Origin of the sequence: Tissierella sp. P1 (assembly GCF_002266425.1) — a bacterium.
GTDB classification, from domain to species: Bacteria; Bacillota; Clostridia; order Tissierellales; family Tissierellaceae; genus Tissierella; species Tissierella carlieri.
On sequence record NZ_NPMN01000038.1, the window covers coordinates 1 to 20,603 of the forward strand.

The window sequence follows — 20,603 nt, forward strand, 5'->3', positions numbered from 1 at the left end:
TGGACATCTAGTTGGCGGGGGAGTAGTTGTGCTTCCAGGTATACAAATTACCTGACCTATTTGTAGATTATTTGGATTAATTCCTGGATTTATGGCCATTATTGCTTCTACTGTTGTGTTATGTGTGATTGCTAATTTATATAGCGTATCCCCCGACTTTATTGTATAAGCAAAGCTTCCCGATGGACATCTAGTTGGTGGGGGAGTAGTTGTGCTTCCAGGTATACAAATTACCTGACCTATTTGTAGATTATTTGGATTAATTCCTGGATTTATGGCCATTATTGCCTCTACTGTTGTCTTATATGTGATTGCTAATTTATATAATGTGTCTCCTGCCTTTATTGTGTAAGCAAAGCTTCCCGATGGACATCTAGTTGGTGGAGGAGTTGTACTTCCAGGTATACAAATTCTTTGACCTATTTGTAAGTTATTTGGATTGATTCCTGGATTTATGGCCATTATTGCTTCTACAGTCGTATTATGTGTTATTGCCAACTTATAAAGCGTGTCGCCCGATTTGATTGTATAGGAAAAACTTCCTGTCGGACATGTTCTATTATTACTCATACTTACCACCCTTCTTTCTTTATTCTATGCATTAATATACTATGCAAAAATATGATTAAGGGTTACTGTGTCTAGTTCTAAAAATTTTATATTTTAAGTCTCTAAGAAATTTCGTATTTTAAGTTCCTTGTCTATCATAGATAATACCTTTAATTTATCTAGGCTCCATTTAGGCTCATGAAGCAATTCTCTTTTCCCATCTCCTGTTATTCTGTGGATTACCATATCTCTAGGGAGCATCTCAATTGCATCTACTACTAAAGATACATATTCTTCTCTGCTCATTATAGGAAAAGGGTTTTTCATATAATAGTCATATAAATCCGTGTCCCTTTGTATATAAAGTGAGTGAAGCTTTATGCCCCAAGTCTTAGTATCAGCCACAAATCTCACTGTATTAAGCATATCATCTTTACTTTCACCGGGTATCCCTAGTATTATATGGGTAACAACTTTAATATTTTCTCTTTTTAGCTTTTCTATAGCTTCTTCATATATCGAAAGAGGATATCCCCGTCTTATTAATTTAGCTGATTTCTCATGGATAGTTTGCAAGCCTAACTCTATCCACAAGTAAGTCTTTTTATTTATTTCAGACAGTAAATTCAAAATTTCTTCTTCTAAACAGTCTGGTCTTGTAGCTACGGCTAATCCAACAACTCCTTGGGTATTTATAGCTTCATAATATAATGTTCTAATTCTATTAATTGGTCCATAGGTATTAGTAAAGTTTTGGAAATATGCTATATATTTATTAGAATCCCATTTTTTAGATAAGAGTTTTTTCTGTTCTTCTATCTGTTCCTCTATAGAAACCAGCTTAGATCCTGCAAATTCCCCAGAACCTTTCTCCCCGCAAAATATGCAACCTTTACTTCCGATGGTTCCATCTCTATTAGGACAAGTAAATCCACCATCTAATGATAGTTTCATTACCTTACCACCGAATTCTCTTCTTAATTCTTCATTTAATGTATAGTATCTTTTTGACATTATAAATTACCTCTCGTAAATTAATCTATTAATTCAAGTTCCACAACTATTTTTGCTTTATGTTATCATTATACTATATTTTTTGTACAACAAAGATCAATTGTATCTCTACTTTTCTCATGATATGAAATAAATTACCTTATCTTAATACTTTATATTGTTTTATGGCATAATATAGAAATAATATACTATTAGGAGGCGGATTTATATGTTTAATGATTATACCAAGGTTAAAAAGTGGGAACTTTGGGGAATTCTTTGGATAATTATAGTAGGTTCTCTTCTCCATTTTACTTACGAATGGTCTGGAAAGTCACCTATAGTAGGAGTCTTCAGTCCAGTTAATGAAAGTGTTTGGGAACATCTTAAATTAGGATATTTTTCTCTCTTAATTTTCTCTATTATAGAGTATTGGTTCATTAAAAATGAAGCTAATAATTATTTCATTGCAAAAGCTATAGGAATTATTTCAATGGAAGTATTTATTGTTATAGCATTTTATTTATATACTTGGATAACAAAGAATCCTATTCTTTTTATGGATATTGGCATTTTTGTACTTGGTGCTATAATCTGCCAATTTATTAGCCTAAAGATAATGAAACTAAGAATAAGTAAAACAACAAATAGCCTTGGATTAATTATTTTTATATTAATAGGTTGTCTTTTTATTTTATTTACCTTTTACACTCCAGAGCTACCTATATTCATGGATTCTAAAACTAAAAAATATGGTATATGAACTTATCACATACCATCAATCACTAATCCATTTAACTCTTTTCTTACATTTCTCCAGTCTGGATAGTATTTATCCATAATGGCCTTAAATTTATCTCCATGTCCTCTTTCTATAAGATGGACCATCTCATGTACTATTATATATTCAAGACAGTGGAGTGGTTTTTTGGCTAGTTCAAGATTTAACCAAATCCTCTTAGCCTTGGGGTTGCAAGTACCCCATCTAGTTTTCATTTGTTTAACTCCCCATTCCTTCACCCTTAAATCCATTATCTTTTCCCATTTATCTATCATAGATGGAATAATGGATTTTAGTTCTTTTCTATACCATTCTTTCATTATATTTTCTCTTTTTTCTTTACTGCTTTCTTCATTCACATATAAATCTATATATTTATTATTTATTATTTCTACTCTAGACTTATTACTACTTTGATGTACCACATTTAGTAAATATCTTTCACCAAAATAACAATGACTTTCACCGGATATATACTCATACTCTGGAATTTTCTCCTGGTTTTTGAATTTTTCTCGTTGCCCTTTTATCCAAGACATTTTTGATAGGAGAAATATTCTAATATCATCATCTTTCATATTTTTCGGTGCAGAAACTCTCACCTCACCATTTGGGGAATGAACTGATAAATTAATATTTTTTACATCCTTTTTAGTTACTTCTATTTCTGTATTATCTATAATTATTATAGCCATCTCAATACTCCTCTTGACTTTCTGTCAATTTTTGAATACCTATTTTTATCTTCTTTAGAATCTTTTAAATGCACATTATCATAATATTACTTTGAATACAATAGTTTTATTTTCTTTCTAAAATAGTATGAACATGGAGAGGATATCCTCTCCATGTTCATACTATTTATTTAAAAATATTGTAAACTCCTTTCCAATTTGTTTACCTTCAGGATAATCCATAGCAAAGGGAGTTAAAGTAATAGATGTAATTTCATCAGACCACTCCCTTAAAAATCCGTAGTTTTTTTGATATTCAAATACAACCCCCTCAGGAGATGATGAATCTATAAAAAATATTATTCTATTATTTAAATTATCATATCCTTGCAACTCAATACGAAGAGGGTATTCATATTCTCCAATGACTTCACGTTTTCCTTTAATAGTTTGTCTTAAAGGATTGTATTCTAACTCTTCAAGGCTATATACCTGATTGTCTATAGTAAAGGTATAATCAATAGGTAAAGATTTAGTTTTTAATACCAATTCTTTTCCATTAGCAGTAAATTCAAATTCCCATTTACCACTTTTAACGCCTTCCGTATCTTTTAACTCTCCTATATAATACCTTAAATCTCTTAATACTAGCTTTATTTCTATATCCTCCATCTGGTCAATTCTATTGATTCCATAGGAGCATAAAGAATAAAATAAAGTCTTTGTATCGTCTACAAAACCTGTTTTTTGAGATATACCTAATTTGTTAGGTATTTTTTTTCCATTTATAAAAAGATCCACATTTTCAAAACTCACACCTTCTACCGGTTCTGTAGTATTTAATATAGTATTAAATACTAGTCTGTCATTGTCTACAATTACTTCACTCAACTTAACTTCTATCCCTTTATCTTTCTTTATTTCATTTATCATATTTATATAGGGCTTAATATCTCTTTCAATATTAAAAATTCTACCTATGGAGTAGGATATTTCCTGAATTTTTGATTCTGCAGCAGCATAAACATATCTTCCAAAAGGTGTTCGAAGTAAGATTCCTACGGTTAATATTAGGATTGCGGCGGCTATTCCAAACTCTTTAAGACTAGTTTTATTTCTTATGTTCTTCTTAAAAGTCTTTTTTAATCTTTTTTTCTCAATATTATTCAATTCTTCACAATTATAATCTTCAATATTAAAATCGACTTGATTCAAAAATTGATAAATATTCTTAGAATCCTTCATTCTTACAGCCTCCTTCAATATGAGCCTCATTACGTATTTTCTTCTTTCCCCTAGAAAGCCTATTGTATAATATTGATTTGCTTAGACCTGTTTCATTAGATATTTCATTCATATCCTTATCTTCAAAATAAAATTTCTTAAAAATCACTCTATCCTCTACAGATAGGGTATAAAGCATCTTTTTAGTTTCTTCTCTGATTTCATTTTCTAGAATCTCTTTTAGAGAATTATCTTCTGCATGAATAACTACATCTTCTATATTCTGACTTTCTATATCCTTTAAATACTTCCTAACATAATCAATAGATTTATATTTTGCAATTCCTCCTATCCAATTTTTAAAACTATTCCTTTTGGAATCATAGTAGATTATATTGTCCCAAATGGCCAAGAGGCAATCATTCATACATTCCTCATAAAAGTTGGGGATGCAATATAGATGCTTTTTTATAACGGTTTTAATAATCCAAGCATAATTGTCAACAACATACTCTAAAGCCTTCTCATTTCTTTTTATCAGCTGTTCAATAAAATTTTCTTCAGTTATTTTCAATATAGTCACCTTCTTTTTAACAACCTTCTACATGTAGATTATTCTAGGTAATTACCCTTTCACTTAATACTTCGTAGCAAAGAAGTAAAACCTATCAAAATTTGTAGTTTTTTCATAAATTATTTATAGAAATCTCCGTGAGCTGTTCAAATACATATTATCTTACCATCTTTATTATACTGTGGACATTGAGAATACCCAAATTATATAACAACAAAACTAAGAGTTTTCCTAATTCTATGGCTGTTTTAGACTTATACCCTTTGATTTGCTACTTTTAAATCACCATCGGTTTTAGTATAATATTATTCTAAAGATATGGTATTGGAGAGAAGGTACATCTATGAGTAAAATTCCAGAGCATTTAATAGAAAAAATAAATTCAATTCCGACTCAATCTGGAATTTATAAAATGCTTGATTCCAATGGCAGGATTATTTACGTTGGCAAAAGCATTTCTCTTAGGAATAGAGTGCGTTCATATTTTGCAGATAATCCTAAATGGGCTAAAGTAGAAAAAATGGTATCTTTTATTGATGATATTGAATATATAGTCACAGATACTCATTTAGAAGCAATACTATTAGAATGCAACTTAATTAAAGAAATAAAACCTATGTTTAATTCACAGCTTAAAAATGATGAAAAATATGTTTATCTAAAGGTAGAAGATTTCAATATCTATAATCCTTTGTCTATAGTAAATAGTAGAGAAGATAATTGCTATGGTCCCTTTAGAAGAAAATTTTCATTAATTGAATTAATTAATTCCTTTAAAAATATTTATCCTATAGCCAAAGCTGATAAAGGTTATGATTTTGAATATAATTTAATGCCCGTTCCCATGGATAGAAGTATCTTTGAAGAAAATAAAGAATCGTTACAAGAGATTTTCTCAGATGATAAAAAAATGATATTATTAATCAATAGATTAGAAGGAAAAATGAAAGAAGCAGCTGCTCAGCTTCAATTTGCAACTGCTTCTGTTTATAGGGATATGATCTATGGTTTAAACTATTTAAAAACTGGAATCTATGGTTACAAAACCATGTTTTTAAAAGATATACTACTAAAGATGCCTATCACCAATGGATATAAATTATTTTTCGTATCTAAGGGGGAAATTTTATTGAAATCTGTTTTTTCTACTTTAACAGAAGATGATATACAAGATTTCATTAATATAGGTAAGGACTTAAAATCATCTATTTCTAGCAATTTAAATGAAAAATCAAGTATGGATTACAGAGATATATTATATTCAGAAATTAAATCATTGCCTGGTGAAATGGTTATATATTTATGAGTTAGGGAAAGCCCCTAACTCATTGCTCTATACTGTATTCATATATTGTTTCATTGTATGTTCTATTATATCTAATCCTTTGAATATCTAGTTTCAAATTTTCTCCTGTTCCCTTAAATTCAATAGTTCTAGTCTGATTTATTTTTTCTGTATCTCCTTCAACTATATCTTCAAAATTTCCTTCAATAGTTTGCTCCGCTTCGACTTTCTCTCCATCTATATCTAAAAACACTGTACTTAATATTAAATCTTCATCTGTTGTGATATTTATATAGGTATTTCCTTCTGATTCATAAACTTCATTGATTCTTATATCTTGCTCTAGGATTTTCATATCCTTATTAATTTTCCCTTTCTGTAGTTCAATAACTTCCTTAACATCATGATAACCACTAAAGGACTTCAGTACTATTTGAATATCTTTTGTGTCATGAGGTAATGCATCATAAGACATATTAAAGCGACTACCTTTGGTGCTTCCACTCATACTTGCACCTTGCTTTTGAATGTCTTTACCATTGGCTATTATACTCAACTCTATATCACTACTCATAGAGTGTTCACCCTTGACTTTATCTATTCCCAGTTCAATTATATTTTTAATTTGTCCCTTTATAACGGTAGATGTAGGAGAAGCTATTAAGGATTTAATTTTTATTTTTCTTTGATCTGCTTCAATCTCCTTATTAATTCCAATTTTCAAGCTATGTCCCATGGCTTGATTTCTATCTAATTTGAATTCAATTATTCCCGTTTCTTCCATATCAATTGAATGAAATTTTAATTTCATCTTTCTCTCATAAAACATTGGTTTATCGCAAGTCATTATCCATTTCATCTCTGTTTTATCTTCATTTACTTGACCATGACCACCTCTATTATAGGTAACTCCAAATAACCCCTGTACATACATAAATCCAAAATCCCGATAAATTTCTTCTACATTCCCTGAAGGGTCATTTATAGTATAGAATACAATTAAGTTGTTATCATCTAACATTATACCGTCTAATGTAACCTTACTTCCATCTTTAAAGGTACAGGATTTATTGATAATCTGTCCCTTCCCTAACTCATTTAGTTCTTGTAAAGTTCCATTCATTACATTATCGTATCCAATTAATTGCTTTGCATAATAAGCTAAAGTATCTACATTATATCCTATAAGGAGAATTGCAATAATCAATGCTGCAACCTTCCATTTAATATGAAATTTTCTTTTTTTATTAGGTATATTGTCTAAGGCATCTCTCAATCTATCTTCCACATTTTCTGGGATTTTTAACTTATTTAATTTATTTTTTCCTTCATTTAATAGACTTTCAATATTATCCACTTATATCATCCTTTCCATGGATTCTCTTAAATTTCTCATAGCTATGCTTATTCTAGACTTTACTGTGCCAAGAGGAACTTTAAGTATTTGTCCTATGGTTTCATAGTCAAGGTCTAGAAAATATCTTAATTTAATGACTTCCTGATGATTAGGACTTAGGTTAGATAAGTATTTTTCTAATACTATCTTATCCTCTGGATTTTCATCGATTTCATAAATACCTTCTTCCTTTATATCTTCTAAGGAAGTAAGCTTCTTTTTCTTTTTCAATATACTTTTACAAGAGTTAACCAATATGGTCTTACTCCAACTATAAAATGCGTCATCTTTCTTGAGTTTATGTATATTTTCATATAGTATGACTATCATGTCTTGCATTGCATCTAAAGCATCGTCTTCATTCTTCATATAAACATAGGCTAATTTATAGTAATCTGTTTTTTGAGCCATAACTAGTTGCAGCAAGGATTCTTTATCCCCATTTTTTGCTTGCTTGATTAGTAGTTTTTCCTCCACTTCCTCACCCCTATCTCTATATAAGAGTATTGTACCATTAAAAAAGTTCATTTATATTAAATATTATTTTAATATAAATGAACCAATGAAGAAAATAATTAGTAACCATAGCACTTCAACTATTTAGATAAAACACCATTTGCAGGATTTACTTAAGTTGAAAGAAGTATTTTCAATCTATTATTGATTTTGCGGCTCATAAGTCCTCATAACTTCTCATAGAAGCTTATAAAAAAGCTGAAGAAGCTGGAAGAGGACAAATTTATTTTAGTAACTTATTGGATTTTTCTTTTTTTCCATGTTTCTCCTCCCGTCATATTTTTATGGTTTATGTAGCATTTATTGTAGATAGATTGACGATTTTACCATTTATTATTATACTATTAACACAAAGGTGTCACAAGCGGCACACCTGTGAGGAAGGAAGTGAATAAAATGAATACGCTATTTGAACCTGATATTGATTTATCTATCTTCAAACCATATACAATAGACTGTAGTAAATGCTGCGGTTTATGCTGTGTTGCTCTTTACTTTTCAAAGATAGACGGCTTCCCAGATAACAAAAACGCTGGCATACCATGTAATCATTTACAGCACGATTATAAATGCAAAATACATTCAGCTCTTTCTAAGCAGAGGTTAAAGGGATGTATGGCCTATGATTGTTTTGGAGCAGGTCAACAGATCACCAGCCATTTAACAGAACCGCCAAACTGGAAAGCCCTTTCACCAAAGGAAGCTAAAACTATTTTTGATTCCTTCTCAACCGTTATGCAGGTACATCAAGTGCTTTGGTACTTAACAATTGCTTCGACATTGGGTTTGGAAAAATCAGAGAAAGAACAAATCAGCCTACTACTTAACCAAGGGAAAGAACTAACCAGTCAATCCTTGGAGATAATTCAAAATATGGATATAAAATCATTTCGGGAAAAATCAAGTTTAGTTTTGAGAAAAATCTGTTTAAATATTGCAGATAAGTTTTCTAATCATGGAAAATCAGATTCTAACCCAAATTACATGGGTAGAAATTTCAAGCAGAAAAATCTTATTGGTAAAGATTTTAGTATGTCCTTATTGATTGCTGCAAACTTAGAAGAGGCTAATTTACTGGGTGCAAATTTCCTAGGGGCAGATATGAGAGATACCAATATCAAAAATACTGATTTAAGCCATAGTTTGTTTTTGACCCAAATTCAAATAAATGCAGCAAAAGGAAATGAAAATACTGTTTTGCCTCCCTATTTATATGTCCCTATATCATGGCAACATTAGTCTGAAGGTGGTGATGCTGGAAAGTAATCATCATAAAGACCGACGCCCCCGACAATACATTGTACCGAAAGATTGTTTCTATACTGTGCAAAGTTGAAATGCAGGACCATCAAAAAAATATAGTGTTTATGCATCTTTTCGGCATTTTGATTGTTCTGATTTGAAGATTTTTCTTTTTGATTATCAACGAATTAAATGTTATTTTTTAATAAAATTTTACAAATTCAGCAGCTGGCTTTCTATAACCTCTAACTTTACTACTATTTTTTGTCCATCTTACCCATAGTGATCATGATAACTGCCACTTCATTTTCTGGAATATTTAAAAATTGGCTAATTTTATCTTTATCTTAAGGAAAATATGCAGAAATAATTGAAACAGCAAGGGTTTCCTTGCTGTTTCAATTATTTTATATAAAAGATTCTAGTTTCTCTTTGAATATCTCCTTTATTATCCCAGACTTCAAAAGTAACTACATGAAATTTTTCTTTTAATGGTTTTTTTATTTTTAGAGACAAATTAGATGTCTTTTCATTATAAATAGGTTTATATGAAATACCGTCAACTATTATTCTAGACTTAGTTTCATCAATTTTCGCCCCACTTAAGATTTCTATCTTTGAAGCTAATAAAGGTGTAGAATTTACTACTATTTCCCCCATTTTGAGTTCTGGTGTAATATATAGATTCCTTTTAGAATTCTTAGAATTGGCTTTAGCTATCCTTTGAACCTCATTTAAAACCCTCAAAGTATTCTTTCCCAAGAGTTTCCCTATATCTTCCTTCGAATATCCTCTTCTTACTAATTCTTCAGTAACTTTATACAATTCTGAAGAGTCTTTGATATCATTAGGTAATCTTCCCCCATCAAAATCAGAGCCTATCCCTACATGATCAATCCCTGCTAGTTTTACTGCATAATCAATATGGTCTACATAATCCTTTATATATGCTGACTTCGAATCTGTCAAAAAATCTGGATAAAATACTATGCCTATTACTCCTCCATTTTTACCCAATGCCTTTAATTGTTCATCTGTTAGATTCCTAGGATGCTTTCTCAAGGAGTAAACTCCTGAATGCGATGCTATTATGGGTGCTTTTGAAATAGCTATAATATCCCAAAAAGTACTTTCAGCCATATGAGATACATCTATTAGCATACCAAGTCTATTCATTTCAATAGCCAATTTCTCTCCTAATTTTGTAAGTCCACCGGAGGATGGAGTTTTTTTAGGATCACCATATATCCTGTTACATCCTTCTCCTAAATAATTTGAATAATTCCAGTTAAATCCTACTACTCTAACTCCTAAATCATAATATTGATTAACGAGTTCTATGGCATTACTCTCATTAAATGAATATCCGCCTTCGATAGTAGGAACTGCCGCAACTTTCCCATCCTTAACTATTTTTTCAATTTCTTCTACAGTTCTTACAATTTTAAATGTATCTCTATTGTTTACTTCAGTCCAATATAAAGCATTAATCAATGCCAATGTTCTGCTTATACTTTTTGAGTCATTACCATAATATCCAGCAGTATATGCTGCAAAAAATGGAACTTTCAATCCCCCTGCTTTTAGTTTTGGTATATCTATATGATTTTTTGTATCTTTACCGATATTTACTTTAGGTAACCAGGTTTCATTATCAATAACCTTCATCATAGTATCATTGTGACTATCCACGATTATGGAATCAAAATGTATTTTCAAATCCTCTTTCTTCCCATAAGCTAATACTAAAGATGGATTTAAAAAAGGCAATACTACTAATATCACGAGTAAACAACAAATGAATCTTTTATTCATTATTTTATCCTCCTAAGTAAAGGTTTTAGCTACCTTTATTATAATATTCCTTCTTAGCTTCTATTAACACTATTATATAAGCTTATATTCAGATTCTCAATATTTATTAGAATTATTATCCCACCATTTGCAATATTCCCTTATGAAACTTTAAAAAGCAATATTGCTAAGCGGATAATCCGCTTAGCAATATTATTTTTTACTCTGTACAATTTTCTAATATTATAAGTTCTTTTTTGTCTGCATCAAGCCTAGCTTTTACACCAAATGGAAGGGTAACCATTGGCTCACAGTGTCCAGCTTGAAGATTATATATAGTAGGCTTACCTATTGGTTTTATATAATCATCGATTACTTGCTCTAAAGTTAAATTTTCATCATGCTTTTCAGACACACAATTGTTAAAATCCCCCAGTATAATACCGCTAGCATCATGTAGCTTTCCTGATAATCTTAATTGATTTAACATCCTATCTATATTGTAAGGCTCTTCTCCTATTTCTTCTATAAATAAGATTTTATCCTTTACATCTATTTCATAAGGTGTACCAATTGTATCTACTATTAAAGATAAATTCCCACCTATTATATTACCTTCAGCTATACCTCCATTTATAGTAACTATTTCTTCTTCTGGAGGATTAGATATTTTCCCCATAGGTTCAGTTTGCATAATTGCCTTAAAAAGGTTGTCCCTAGAAAACTCAGAGAAATCTCCTATCATATCTGAGGCTACCATAGGTCCATGATAAGTAACTAAGTCAGTTATCTGGGTAAAAGCTATATGTAGTGCAGTAATATCACTATATCCTACAAATACCTTCGGATTATTTTTTATAGCTTCATAATCTAATAAATCAAGAATACGAGGTGTTCCATATCCCCCTCTAATACATATAATTCCATTTACTTCTTTGTCTTTAAACATTTCATTTATATCTTCTGCCCTGACAGCATCTGTTCCTGACAAATATCCATACTTTTCATAAGGACTTTTACCAATTTTTACCTCAAACCCCATTTCAATCAGCTTATCATGAGCTTTTTTAACTCTTTCTTCTGTAGTAGGGCTAGCTGGTGCTATAATTCCTATTGTATCTCCTAATTTTAATGCTTTTGGTTTAATCATAACGACTCCCCCTATAGGTTATATTACATTCCAAAGAATAATCTTGTTACAAGAACAGCTGTAACTAATCCTGCAAAGTCAGCCAATAATCCAACTGGAAGTGCATGTCTCTGTTTTTTAACAGCTACGGAACCGAAATATACTGCTAGTATATAGAATGTAGTTTCTGTTGACCCCATCATAACTGCTGCCATACGTCCTATTAATGACTCCGTTCCATGAGTTGTTACTAAATCTGTCATTATACCTTGGGCTCCACCACCAGATAAGGGTCTCATAAATGCCATAGGTAATACTTCTCCCGGCATACCAATTAAATTAGTTATAGGACTTAAAGCCTTGGTTAATAAATCCATAGCACCAGATGCTCTAAAAGCGCCTATGGCAACTAACATTGCTACAAGGAAAGGAATTATTCTTACAGCAGTAGTGAAACCTTCCTTAGCTCCTTCTGTAAAAGATTCATATACTTTAACTTTTTTAGCCATTCCAAAGACTATAAAACCAACAATTATTACAGGAATTGCATAGATTGATATTGCTTGCATTACTTTTACGAACATTGATCTTCCCCCTTATCTTATATTAGTTATTAGCCTTTTTCATCTGATACTTAGGTAGTTTTTGAAATGTCTTAGACGCAATAATTGCAACAACTGTTGATACAGTAGTAGCTACTAATGTTGGTCCTATTATCTCCGTAGGATTTGTGGCTCCTGCCGCTGCTAATATTGCAATAGTAGATGCAGGAACTAATGTTACTGAAGAAGTATTGATGGCTAAGAATGTAACCATTGCATCAGTTGCTGTTTCTTTGTCATCACTTAATTTTTGCAGCTCCTGCATTGCTTTTAATCCCAACGGTGTAGCAGCATTACCTAATCCCAACATATTTGCAGCAATATTCATTATCATTGCACCCATTGCAGGATGTTCTGCTGGAACATCAGGGAATAATCTAATCATTAATGGTCTTAGTAATTTTGCAAGTTTCTCAACTAGTCCTGAATCCTCAGCAATCTTCATAAGTCCTAGCCATAGAGTCATTATTCCAATAAGTCCCAAAGCTAAATCTACACCTGTCTTTGCATTATCAATTGCTGCATTTGTAACTGCCTCAAGATTGCCTGTAGCAGCTCCAACTACAAATCCAATGATAAGCAAACCTGCCCAAATAAAATTAATCATTAAGATGCCTCCTTTAATTGTTTATATTTAATTGCCATGTATATACAATGCAATTAATATGCCATAACTATAACCTTGATTTTTAGATATCTTTGAACCTACATTTCCTATTTCTAGGAAACAAGTTTGTATTTTTACAATAATTCGACATTTTTCTCATGTTATAAGTGTTTTTAATTTATATTTAAATAAAATTTTATCAGTACGATAAACAGAACTATAATCCGAAAATATGGAATTTTAAATCTTTAGATGACTCTTTCTATTATAACAAAATCCTTTAAATTTGTAACAAATAAAAAAGCTTCTTAAATTTAAGAAGCTTTTTTGAAAATTATTAAGAAAGCTATAACTAAAAGGCTAAGATTTCTATGGTTTTTAAAAAATTGTGCCTATATCTGTTATGGTTTTTGCCAAATCCTCTTTATAATCCATATCACTAGAATTTAGGCTATTAATATTAACGCCATTCAAACTTGAGCTTGAATGTATATATCTGTCATTTCCTATATACATTGCTACGTGACCTGGAAAAAATAAAAGATCTCCAGGTTTTATTTCATCTAAAGTTATTTTTCTCATATATTCATCTTTTCTTTCAGCATCCCTATATATTATGATTCCATTTAACATATAAGATATAGAGCATAATCCCGAGCAATCTAACCCCAGAGGACTTTTGCCACCCCATCTATATTGTGTACCTAAGTATAGCATAGCTGTTTTGACTAATTTATCTCTTAACTGATTTTCATCATCTTTATTATAAGAAATTATTCTATCTCCTACGAAACTTGTCCTAACCCATCCAGTCCTATGATCGGCTAATTTAATCTCTGTCCAGCCATCTTTTTCATTTCCAGTAACTATAACTATGGCACCTCTAGTTAAAAATTCTTTTACATAACCCTTATAGCTTGCCTCAGGCATTACATCAACTACTGAATGAGTGATTATACTTTTCGCCTCATTCATCCATTCTTTTGACCGAATATCATCTATAATTATATTTGATTGGTGAACATAGCCACAATAATTATAGTGAGTTTCAATATAATACCAACCCTCTCCCATATCTTCTAAAACTTTTATAACCATTCCATATAAACCTTCATCAGCCATTTCACTATCAAATTTCGGATGTAGATTAATAGGGACTACGGTTTTGTTTAAAATCCCTAACCTTTGCAAATTTATCACCTCATAATATATTTTTTTACTTAACCTTTGATAAGTTATCATATACCAATTTAGAGATTTTTCCTATAGTCCCTTTTCCCACTAAATCATCTTTTCCATCTGTTGTAAAAATCCCTATTAGATAATGTATATTTTCTAAATAAAATATTCCTATATCGTGATTTAATCCACTTAATTCCCCAGTCTTATGAGCTATAACTACCTCATCTAAAATATATCTTGGCAGCATATTTCTATGTTTTTGTCTGCTTAAAATATGTATCATAAGTTCACACATTTCAGGACTAATAATAGATTTATTATATATCTTTTCCATAAGTATTGCTATGTCCATAGGACTAGTCATATTTTCTCTACCCTCTTTTGCTGCTTCAAAGTCCATCATCTTTCTTCTTAGAATTGTATCATTACAACCTATTTTTTTTGCCATTTCATTGATTCTTTCATATCCTAATAATTCTATTAAAATATTAGTAGCTGTATTGTCACTAAGGATTATCATCAAAGTAATTAAATCTATTAATGGATATTCTTCTAATTTTAATTCAGATACGAGGCTATATTCAACTCTATCACATTCTCTAACCTTTATTTTTTGTTCTAGGTCAAATTCTCCTTTCTCAACACGCTCTAGTGCTTCTGCCATTATAAGAATTTTTATTATACTAGCAGATGGAAAAGTTCTATTTTCATCATATTTTAATATCCATTGATCATTAGTTAAGTCTTTTATTATAATTGAAACCTTTTCTTCTGCTAACTTTAGCTCTTCCATAACAATTTCTTTTATCATTTTCGTCACCTCTTGTTTATAATAACGGGGGAAAAGCCTCTAAGTCTATTACTTAAAAGCAATTCAACTTTTGAGGCTTTGATGATTTTTTCAATTTAATTCCGGACTTAAAATATATACTATTTTATTCCATGCCTTCTCAAATCCTGATACTTTGTATTCCCTGCGTACGGTATCTACCTCTGGGGCTGCTGGATCATTTACGATAACGTATTCTTCTCCATCTTTTACCGTAAATCCCCTTACTACTAATAAGTGTCCACTTGGATAAGTTTGAGGAGCCCCAATTAATGTATTTTCTGATTTTGTTTTTATAGAAGCTATAACGGGAATACCTTTTGATATTTTCTCTTTTATATCATTAATTGATGTAAAACGAGCTACATATGAATATTTACACTTTGTTCCTCCATAGGCAGCATTAAAGGACCAATTCCCATAGATATTTTCTTTTTTATCTAAAACATTTTCTGCTACTTCTTCAGTGTCTATATCGTATCCATAGTATTCCAATACCATAGATACAGATGTAGGGCTGCATATTACATTGCCTATTTCTGGAACTACCATTTGAGATCTTTCTGGCACATTTAATTCTATTAAATAATCCTTATCTAAAGCAGAGACTTTTTCTACTTCATCCCTAGGCTTTAAAGCTAAAAATATATTTCTTATTTTTGGACTAGGCACGCTAGAATCCTTACGTGTTAATTCTACGCTATATCTAATAGCATCTGCATCTTTGCCCCAAAGTATCTCTAATGTATCGATTGACATCTTTGCCGTTTTATCAATTTGATCTTCAATACTTCCCCTAGTTCCTTCTTGAGACCATTTCCCATAGGAAAACCACATGGTCCACTGATCTTCTATCTTTGCTTTAACAAATAGTTCTATTTCAGTTTCTTCTGGTGTATCTACATTCCAAGAAGCTACTAATTCATTAAATTTTTCTGTGGCCATTATAGGTGAAATATATTTTCCTTGAAGAGATGAATCTTCTAAAATGATTTCACCTTCGTCATTTATTTTAGTATTTTCGTTTTCTCCTTCTCTAAAATCGTCTACTCTATTGACAATCAAGTTTCCATCATAAGATATTTCTTTTGTTTTAGTCGAATCGCTGCATCCACACATTAGTAATATAACCCCCATCAATACAAAAATTTTTTTCCTAAACATATGGATTCCCCCTGTAATAAAATCATCTGCTTTAATTAAAGCTTTAAGATTCTATTTATTTAATGCTTTCATGTATTCTTCTATCTCTCTTTCATTTCCCAGAACAAAATGTTCAGGTTCTATCTCAACCCACTTTGGAGGCATATTTTCATAATCATGACAACTAGGGTCATAAATTTCTAATACTTTTGATCTTTGTCGTCTTGGATCAGGCAATGGAATTGCTGAAAATAAAGATCTAGTATAAGGGTGAAGAGGATTTTTATAAAGTTTTTCAGTTTCAGCCATTTCTACTATTTGCCCTTTATAAATTACAGCTACTCTATCTGTTATAAATCTTACTACAGACAAATCATGGGCAATGAATAGATATGTTAATCCTTTACTCCTTTGTAATTCTGACATTAAATTTAATACTTGAGCACGAATAGAAACATCCAAGGCAGATATAGGCTCATCTGCAATTATTAGCTCTGGCTCAATTACTACAGCCCTTGCAACCCCTATTCTCTGTCTTTGTCCCCCTGAAAACTCGTGAGGGAACCGGCTTAAAAACTCAGGTAATAATCCAACATCAAGAAGTGCCTTTTCTACTTTTTCTTTTCTTTCTTCCTCATTTTTATAATTTTTTAAATTATATAGACCCTCTGATACTATATAATCTACTTTGGCTCTCTCGTTTAGTGATGCCATTGGATCTTGAAATATCATTTGAATTTTTTTAGTTATTTCTCTATCTAGTTCTTTATCTATTTTTCCATTGATCTTTTTTCCCTTAAATATAATTTCTCCACCTGCTGTTTCATTCAGGCGAATAATAGCTCTCCCTATTGTAGTTTTTCCTGAACCAGACTCTCCAACTAATCCAAAGGTCTCTCCCCTATAGATATTGAAGTTTACATCCTTTACAGCTACAAATTTATTCTTCTTTCTCCTTCCAAATTCTACCCTTAAGTTTTTTACTTCTAGTAAGACTTCCTTTTGGTTATTAGGCATTGTTCATGACCCCCCATTGTTGTCTTAGTATTTTTATGGACTCAGGCGGATTAACTTCTGGTGCACGAGGATCTAGCAGCCATGTCTTTGCCTTATGTGTAGGACTTACATCAAAATACGGTGGCTTTTCAACGAAATCTATCTTCAGTGCTCTAGGATTCCTAGGTGCAAAAGCATCACCTTTTATCTCATAGAATAAGTTTGGCGGAGTTCCTTTTATGGAGAATAAATCCTCTCCTTTTACTCCAAGTTGTGGAAGTGAAGATAATAGCGCCCATGTATATGGATGCTGCCCATTGTAGAACACTTCTTCACATTGACCTATCTCAACTATATCACCAGCATACATAACTGCTACTCTATCTGCAACATCAGCTACAACCCCCAAATCATGGGTAATATATATTGTAGTTAATTGATATTTTTCTTTAAGGTTTTTTAACAGATTTAAAATTTGAGCTTGTATTGTTACATCTAGGGCTGTAGTTGGTTCATCACATATTAAAACCTTTGGATTACAAGCTATAGCTATGGCTATAACTACTCTCTGTCTCATACCTCCTGAAAACTCATGGGGGTATTGTTTATATCTTTTTTCAGGTTCAGTAATGCCAACATCAGATAATAATTCAATTACTTTCTTTCTTGCTTCTTCTTTTTTTAAACCTTGATGTAATTCAACAGCCTCCTGCACTTGTTTGCCAACAGTTTTTAAAGGATTTAAGGAAGTCATAGGATCTTGAAAGACCATAGCAATTTTTTTCCCTCTAATTTTAATCCAATCATTTTCTGTTTTATAATTTGATATTTCCTCTCCTTCAAAGGTTATGCTTCCAGAATCTATCCAACCATTACCATCTAATAATCCCATAAAACTCTTAGTGAAAACTGATTTTCCCGATCCCGATTCCCCTACTATGGCTAAACTTTCTCCTTCATACAAGTCTAAAGAGGCTTCTCTTATAGCTGTTAATACGTCTCCCCTTAGTCTAAATTTAATTACTAAATCTTTTACGGATAATATGACTTTTTTATTTTCCATAGTACACCTCCTATACGTGGTTTTTAGGGTCTGCTGCATCAGAAAAAACATTTCCCATCATGTAAAATGAGATGGTTATTATAGAAATAACTATTGAAGGAAATATTAATTGATACCTTTGTGATGCATTCATTATAAGAAGTCTTCCCTCATTAATAAGATTACCTAGTGATGGAATACTAACAGGTAATCCTAGCCCTATATAAGTCAAAAATACTTCATAGCCTATAGTCTGTGGGATAGACAATGCGACCGTCAGCATAATTACTGAAACTAAGTAAGGAAGTAAATTTCTAGCTATTATTCTTCTTGTAGGAGTCCCTAAACATTTTGATGCTAGATTATACTCCCTGTCTCTAATAATAACTGTCAGATTCCTTACAAATCTTGCCATATCTATCCATGATGTCAGCCCCATGGCAATAATCATAGTATATAGACTAGGTTTCATTATATAAGTCATTAGAACCAGTATTATAGTTTTAGGAATATTGTTGATCACATTATATATCTCAGTCATTGGTCTATCTAGCCATCTTATATAACCCCACATTGCACCTATGGTAATTCCTATAACGGCCTCCCAAAGCCCAACTATTATACCTATAAGCAATGAGGTTCTTGAACCACTCCATATACGTGACCAAAGATCCTGACCAATTGAATTAGTTCCAAACCAAAATTCTGAATCAGGAGGATTGTTTTTAAGCGGAAGCTTTGTTTCAGGATTTATATGAATTTCGGTAGGTGATTTCTGATTAGGCAAATAAGGCTGAATTAATGTAAATGCTAATAATACAGACATCAAAATTAATAGAAAGACCGCTGTTTTATTCTTTATGAAAACCTGCCAAGTAGAGCGCCAATATGAATAGTTTGAATATCCTCCGCGTTTAGCATCTTCTTCATTATATTCCACAAATTGAAATAAATCTTCATTTATAGCATTTGTTAATTTATCTACTGTACCTTTACTCATTATCTAGCGCCCCCTTTTCTCTGTAAATTTATACGAGGATCAAATAAGGCCATGAGTAAATCTCCTAAAAATAGCCCTACTATACCTATTGATGAATATATGATTACAAGAGCCTGAACTAAGGTGTTATCTTGCCTTTTAATGACCTCTACCAAAAGTCCTCCCATTCCTGGAATTGAATATAAAGATTCTATATAGATTGAGCCTGCTATTGTAAACAATATGGAAGCCGGTAAATATTGTGCCATGGGAACAAAGGCGTTGCGAAATATGTGTTTTACCATTATGGGCTTGCTTTTTAATCCTTTAGCTCTAGCTAATTTGACATAATCTTTGTTAAGCTCATCTACCATATATCTTCTCATCCACATTGCATAACTGGCTATTCCTCCTAGGGACATAGATATAGCAGGTAATATCCATGTTTTAGGTTTATCTACATCAAATAACATTGGGATCTTAAAAACTCCCGTTACATATAATTGTAAGAAAAGAAAATATACAGCAGCAGGCACTGCTCTTATAAATACTACATAGCCTGTTCCTAACTTATCCCAAAATTTATTTTTGTTTCTGGCCATAGCTATTCCCAGCGTGACTCCAACAAGCAAAGATATTCCTATAGCTGCCAATCCAAAGTATAAGGAATACGGCACCTTATCCTTTATTATGTCTGCAACGGGTACCTTAGGTCTAAAGGTAATAGATTGCCCTAGATTACCAGTTAATATATTCTTATAAAAATTAATTAATTGTTTATGTATAGGGTCCCTAAGTCCCATACTGGTTAATATAGCTTCTCTTTGTTGTTCATCTAGCTTTTCATAGGAAGTTCCGAAATATCCTTCCTCAGGCAATAACCGCATAAGAAGAAATACTATGGTAACTATGATAAATAGGGTAAGCAAAGATTGTAATAGCCTCTTAATAGAATACTTTAGCATTTTTTTCCCTCTCTTCTCTGTAAGTCAACTATATTAAATCTCAAGAAAAGTCAATTAATCTCTTACTTTTCATTAAGCTATAGTATATTAATTTTCAGACC

Annotated in this window: 21 protein-coding genes; 3 read left to right on the plus strand and 18 right to left on the minus strand. The window is 31.5% G+C overall.

Going from position 1 to position 20,603, the window contains the following annotated elements; translation table 11 throughout:
• Positions 1-570 (minus strand): LysM peptidoglycan-binding domain-containing protein (locus CIW83_RS19215; protein WP_143598597.1); only part of this gene is annotated, 570 nt, incomplete at its 3' end.
• Between the two features lie 93 nt (positions 571-663).
• On the minus strand, positions 664-1,563 hold the full coding sequence (locus CIW83_RS19220) for a TIGR01212 family radical SAM protein (protein WP_094904084.1): 900 nt from the start codon (positions 1,561-1,563) through the stop codon (positions 664-666).
• A 208-nt stretch (positions 1,564-1,771) separates the two neighbouring features.
• Here CIW83_RS19220 and CIW83_RS19225 point away from each other — a divergent pair, with 208 nt between their 5' ends.
• Positions 1,772-2,305 (plus strand): DUF6512 family protein, encoded by a 534-nt coding sequence (locus CIW83_RS19225; protein ID WP_094904085.1) that lies wholly within the window; start codon positions 1,772-1,774, stop codon positions 2,303-2,305.
• A 5-nt stretch (positions 2,306-2,310) separates the two neighbouring features.
• Here the strand turns inward: CIW83_RS19225 and CIW83_RS19230 are convergent, their stop codons facing one another.
• The 3 genes from CIW83_RS19230 to CIW83_RS19240 all read right to left on the minus strand — a co-directional run bounded on the left by CIW83_RS19230 (position 2,311) and on the right by CIW83_RS19240 (position 4,795).
• Positions 2,311-3,018, minus strand: a complete 708-nt coding sequence (locus CIW83_RS19230) for a M48 family metallopeptidase (protein WP_094904086.1) — start codon at positions 3,016-3,018, stop codon at positions 2,311-2,313.
• A 162-nt stretch (positions 3,019-3,180) separates the two neighbouring features.
• Positions 3,181-4,242 carry a DUF4179 domain-containing protein gene (locus tag CIW83_RS19235; protein ID WP_094904087.1) on the minus strand — a complete coding sequence of 354 codons (1,062 nt, stop codon included), beginning with the start codon at positions 4,240-4,242 and terminating at the stop codon, positions 3,181-3,183.
• The gene (locus tag CIW83_RS19240) at positions 4,229-4,795 is read right to left on the minus strand and encodes a sigma-70 family RNA polymerase sigma factor (RefSeq protein WP_094904088.1); all 567 of its coding nucleotides are present in this window, start codon (positions 4,793-4,795) and stop codon (positions 4,229-4,231) included. The genes CIW83_RS19235 and CIW83_RS19240 overlap by 14 nt, the downstream gene beginning before the upstream one ends.
• A gap of 343 nt (positions 4,796-5,138) precedes the next feature.
• Between CIW83_RS19240 and CIW83_RS19245 the strand changes: the two genes are divergently transcribed.
• Positions 5,139-6,101, plus strand: coding sequence for a GIY-YIG nuclease family protein (locus CIW83_RS19245; protein ID WP_094904089.1), 963 nt, complete (start codon positions 5,139-5,141; stop codon positions 6,099-6,101).
• A gap of 19 nt (positions 6,102-6,120) precedes the next feature.
• Here CIW83_RS19245 and CIW83_RS19250 read toward each other — a convergent pair whose 3' ends face one another.
• Together CIW83_RS19250 and CIW83_RS19255 are read right to left on the minus strand one after the other, a co-directional pair.
• A complete protein-coding gene (locus CIW83_RS19250; protein WP_094904090.1) occupies positions 6,121-7,437 on the minus strand; it encodes a DUF4179 domain-containing protein in 1,317 nt (438 codons plus the stop codon).
• The gene (locus tag CIW83_RS19255) at positions 7,438-7,953 is read right to left on the minus strand and encodes an RNA polymerase sigma factor (RefSeq protein WP_094904091.1); all 516 of its coding nucleotides are present in this window, start codon (positions 7,951-7,953) and stop codon (positions 7,438-7,440) included.
• A gap of 435 nt (positions 7,954-8,388) precedes the next feature.
• On the opposite strand from CIW83_RS19255, the gene CIW83_RS19260 reads away from it, so the two are divergent.
• Positions 8,389-9,231, plus strand: coding sequence for a pentapeptide repeat-containing protein (locus CIW83_RS19260; RefSeq protein ID WP_094904092.1), 843 nt, complete (start codon positions 8,389-8,391; stop codon positions 9,229-9,231).
• A gap of 405 nt (positions 9,232-9,636) precedes the next feature.
• Here the strand turns inward: CIW83_RS19260 and CIW83_RS19270 are convergent, their stop codons facing one another.
• The 11 genes from CIW83_RS19270 to CIW83_RS19320 all read right to left on the minus strand — a co-directional run bounded on the left by CIW83_RS19270 (position 9,637) and on the right by CIW83_RS19320 (position 20,502).
• A complete protein-coding gene (locus tag CIW83_RS19270) occupies positions 9,637-11,049 on the minus strand; it encodes a dipeptidase (protein WP_094904093.1) in 1,413 nt (470 codons plus the stop codon).
• A gap of 199 nt (positions 11,050-11,248) precedes the next feature.
• Positions 11,249-12,178, minus strand: a complete 930-nt coding sequence (locus CIW83_RS19275) for an LD-carboxypeptidase (RefSeq protein ID WP_094904094.1) — start codon at positions 12,176-12,178, stop codon at positions 11,249-11,251.
• Positions 12,179-12,201: 23 nt separating this feature from the next.
• Entirely contained in the window at positions 12,202-12,741 is a 540-nt protein-coding gene (locus CIW83_RS19280) for a spore maturation protein (protein WP_094904095.1), read from the minus strand.
• A 22-nt stretch (positions 12,742-12,763) separates the two neighbouring features.
• Positions 12,764-13,366 (minus strand): nucleoside recognition domain-containing protein, encoded by a 603-nt coding sequence (locus CIW83_RS19285; protein ID WP_094904096.1) that lies wholly within the window; start codon positions 13,364-13,366, stop codon positions 12,764-12,766.
• Between the two features lie 378 nt (positions 13,367-13,744).
• Positions 13,745-14,557: an SH3 domain-containing C40 family peptidase gene (locus tag CIW83_RS19290; RefSeq protein WP_158220182.1), complete on the minus strand. Its 813-nt coding sequence runs from the start codon at positions 14,555-14,557 to the stop codon at positions 13,745-13,747.
• A 25-nt stretch (positions 14,558-14,582) separates the two neighbouring features.
• The gene (locus CIW83_RS19295) at positions 14,583-15,359 is read right to left on the minus strand and encodes a serine hydrolase (protein WP_094904098.1); all 777 of its coding nucleotides are present in this window, start codon (positions 15,357-15,359) and stop codon (positions 14,583-14,585) included.
• 90 nt (positions 15,360-15,449) lie between these two features.
• A complete protein-coding gene (locus CIW83_RS19300) occupies positions 15,450-16,541 on the minus strand; it encodes a peptidase C39 family protein (protein WP_094904099.1) in 1,092 nt (363 codons plus the stop codon).
• 51 nt (positions 16,542-16,592) lie between these two features.
• Positions 16,593-17,537: an ATP-binding cassette domain-containing protein gene (locus tag CIW83_RS19305; RefSeq protein ID WP_094904100.1), complete on the minus strand. Its 945-nt coding sequence runs from the start codon at positions 17,535-17,537 to the stop codon at positions 16,593-16,595.
• Positions 17,530-18,579, minus strand: a complete 1,050-nt coding sequence (locus tag CIW83_RS19310) for an ABC transporter ATP-binding protein (protein WP_094904101.1) — start codon at positions 18,577-18,579, stop codon at positions 17,530-17,532. The genes CIW83_RS19305 and CIW83_RS19310 overlap by 8 nt, the downstream gene beginning before the upstream one ends.
• Before the next feature lie 10 nt (positions 18,580-18,589).
• Positions 18,590-19,558, minus strand: a complete 969-nt coding sequence (locus CIW83_RS19315; RefSeq protein WP_094904102.1) for an ABC transporter permease — start codon at positions 19,556-19,558, stop codon at positions 18,590-18,592.
• On the minus strand, positions 19,558-20,502 hold the full coding sequence (locus CIW83_RS19320; RefSeq protein ID WP_094904103.1) for an ABC transporter permease: 945 nt from the start codon (positions 20,500-20,502) through the stop codon (positions 19,558-19,560). The genes CIW83_RS19315 and CIW83_RS19320 overlap by 1 nt, the downstream gene beginning before the upstream one ends.
• Between the last annotated feature and the right edge of the window lie 101 nt (positions 20,503-20,603).

Bases quoted from the DNA above. Each gene is read 5' to 3' on its own strand.
- CIW83_RS19320 (WP_094904103.1), bottom strand. From the start codon at position 20,502: ATGCTAAAGTATTCTATTAAGAGGCTATTACAATCTTTGCTTACCCTA.
- CIW83_RS19310 (WP_094904101.1), bottom strand. From the start codon at position 18,579: ATGGAAAATAAAAAAGTCATATTATCCGTAAAAGATTTAGTAATTAAA.
- CIW83_RS19235 (WP_094904087.1), bottom strand. From the start codon at position 4,242: ATGAAGGATTCTAAGAATATTTATCAATTTTTGAATCAAGTCGATTTT.
- CIW83_RS19285 (WP_094904096.1), bottom strand. From the start codon at position 13,366: ATGATTAATTTTATTTGGGCAGGTTTGCTTATCATTGGATTTGTAGTT.
- CIW83_RS19315 (WP_094904102.1), bottom strand. From the start codon at position 19,558: ATGAGTAAAGGTACAGTAGATAAATTAACAAATGCTATAAATGAAGAT.
- CIW83_RS19260 (WP_094904092.1), top strand. From the start codon at position 8,389: ATGAATACGCTATTTGAACCTGATATTGATTTATCTATCTTCAAACCA.
- CIW83_RS19245 (WP_094904089.1), top strand. From the start codon at position 5,139: ATGAGTAAAATTCCAGAGCATTTAATAGAAAAAATAAATTCAATTCCG.
- CIW83_RS19230 (WP_094904086.1), bottom strand. From the start codon at position 3,018: ATGGCTATAATAATTATAGATAATACAGAAATAGAAGTAACTAAAAAG.
- CIW83_RS19305 (WP_094904100.1), bottom strand. From the start codon at position 17,537: ATGCCTAATAACCAAAAGGAAGTCTTACTAGAAGTAAAAAACTTAAGG.
- CIW83_RS19275 (WP_094904094.1), bottom strand. From the start codon at position 12,178: ATGATTAAACCAAAAGCATTAAAATTAGGAGATACAATAGGAATTATA.
- CIW83_RS19220 (WP_094904084.1), bottom strand. From the start codon at position 1,563: ATGTCAAAAAGATACTATACATTAAATGAAGAATTAAGAAGAGAATTC.
- CIW83_RS19295 (WP_094904098.1), bottom strand. From the start codon at position 15,359: ATGATAAAAGAAATTGTTATGGAAGAGCTAAAGTTAGCAGAAGAAAAG.
- CIW83_RS19270 (WP_094904093.1), bottom strand. From the start codon at position 11,049: ATGAATAAAAGATTCATTTGTTGTTTACTCGTGATATTAGTAGTATTG.
- CIW83_RS19225 (WP_094904085.1), top strand. From the start codon at position 1,772: ATGTTTAATGATTATACCAAGGTTAAAAAGTGGGAACTTTGGGGAATT.
- CIW83_RS19300 (WP_094904099.1), bottom strand. From the start codon at position 16,541: ATGTTTAGGAAAAAAATTTTTGTATTGATGGGGGTTATATTACTAATG.
- CIW83_RS19280 (WP_094904095.1), bottom strand. From the start codon at position 12,741: ATGTTCGTAAAAGTAATGCAAGCAATATCAATCTATGCAATTCCTGTA.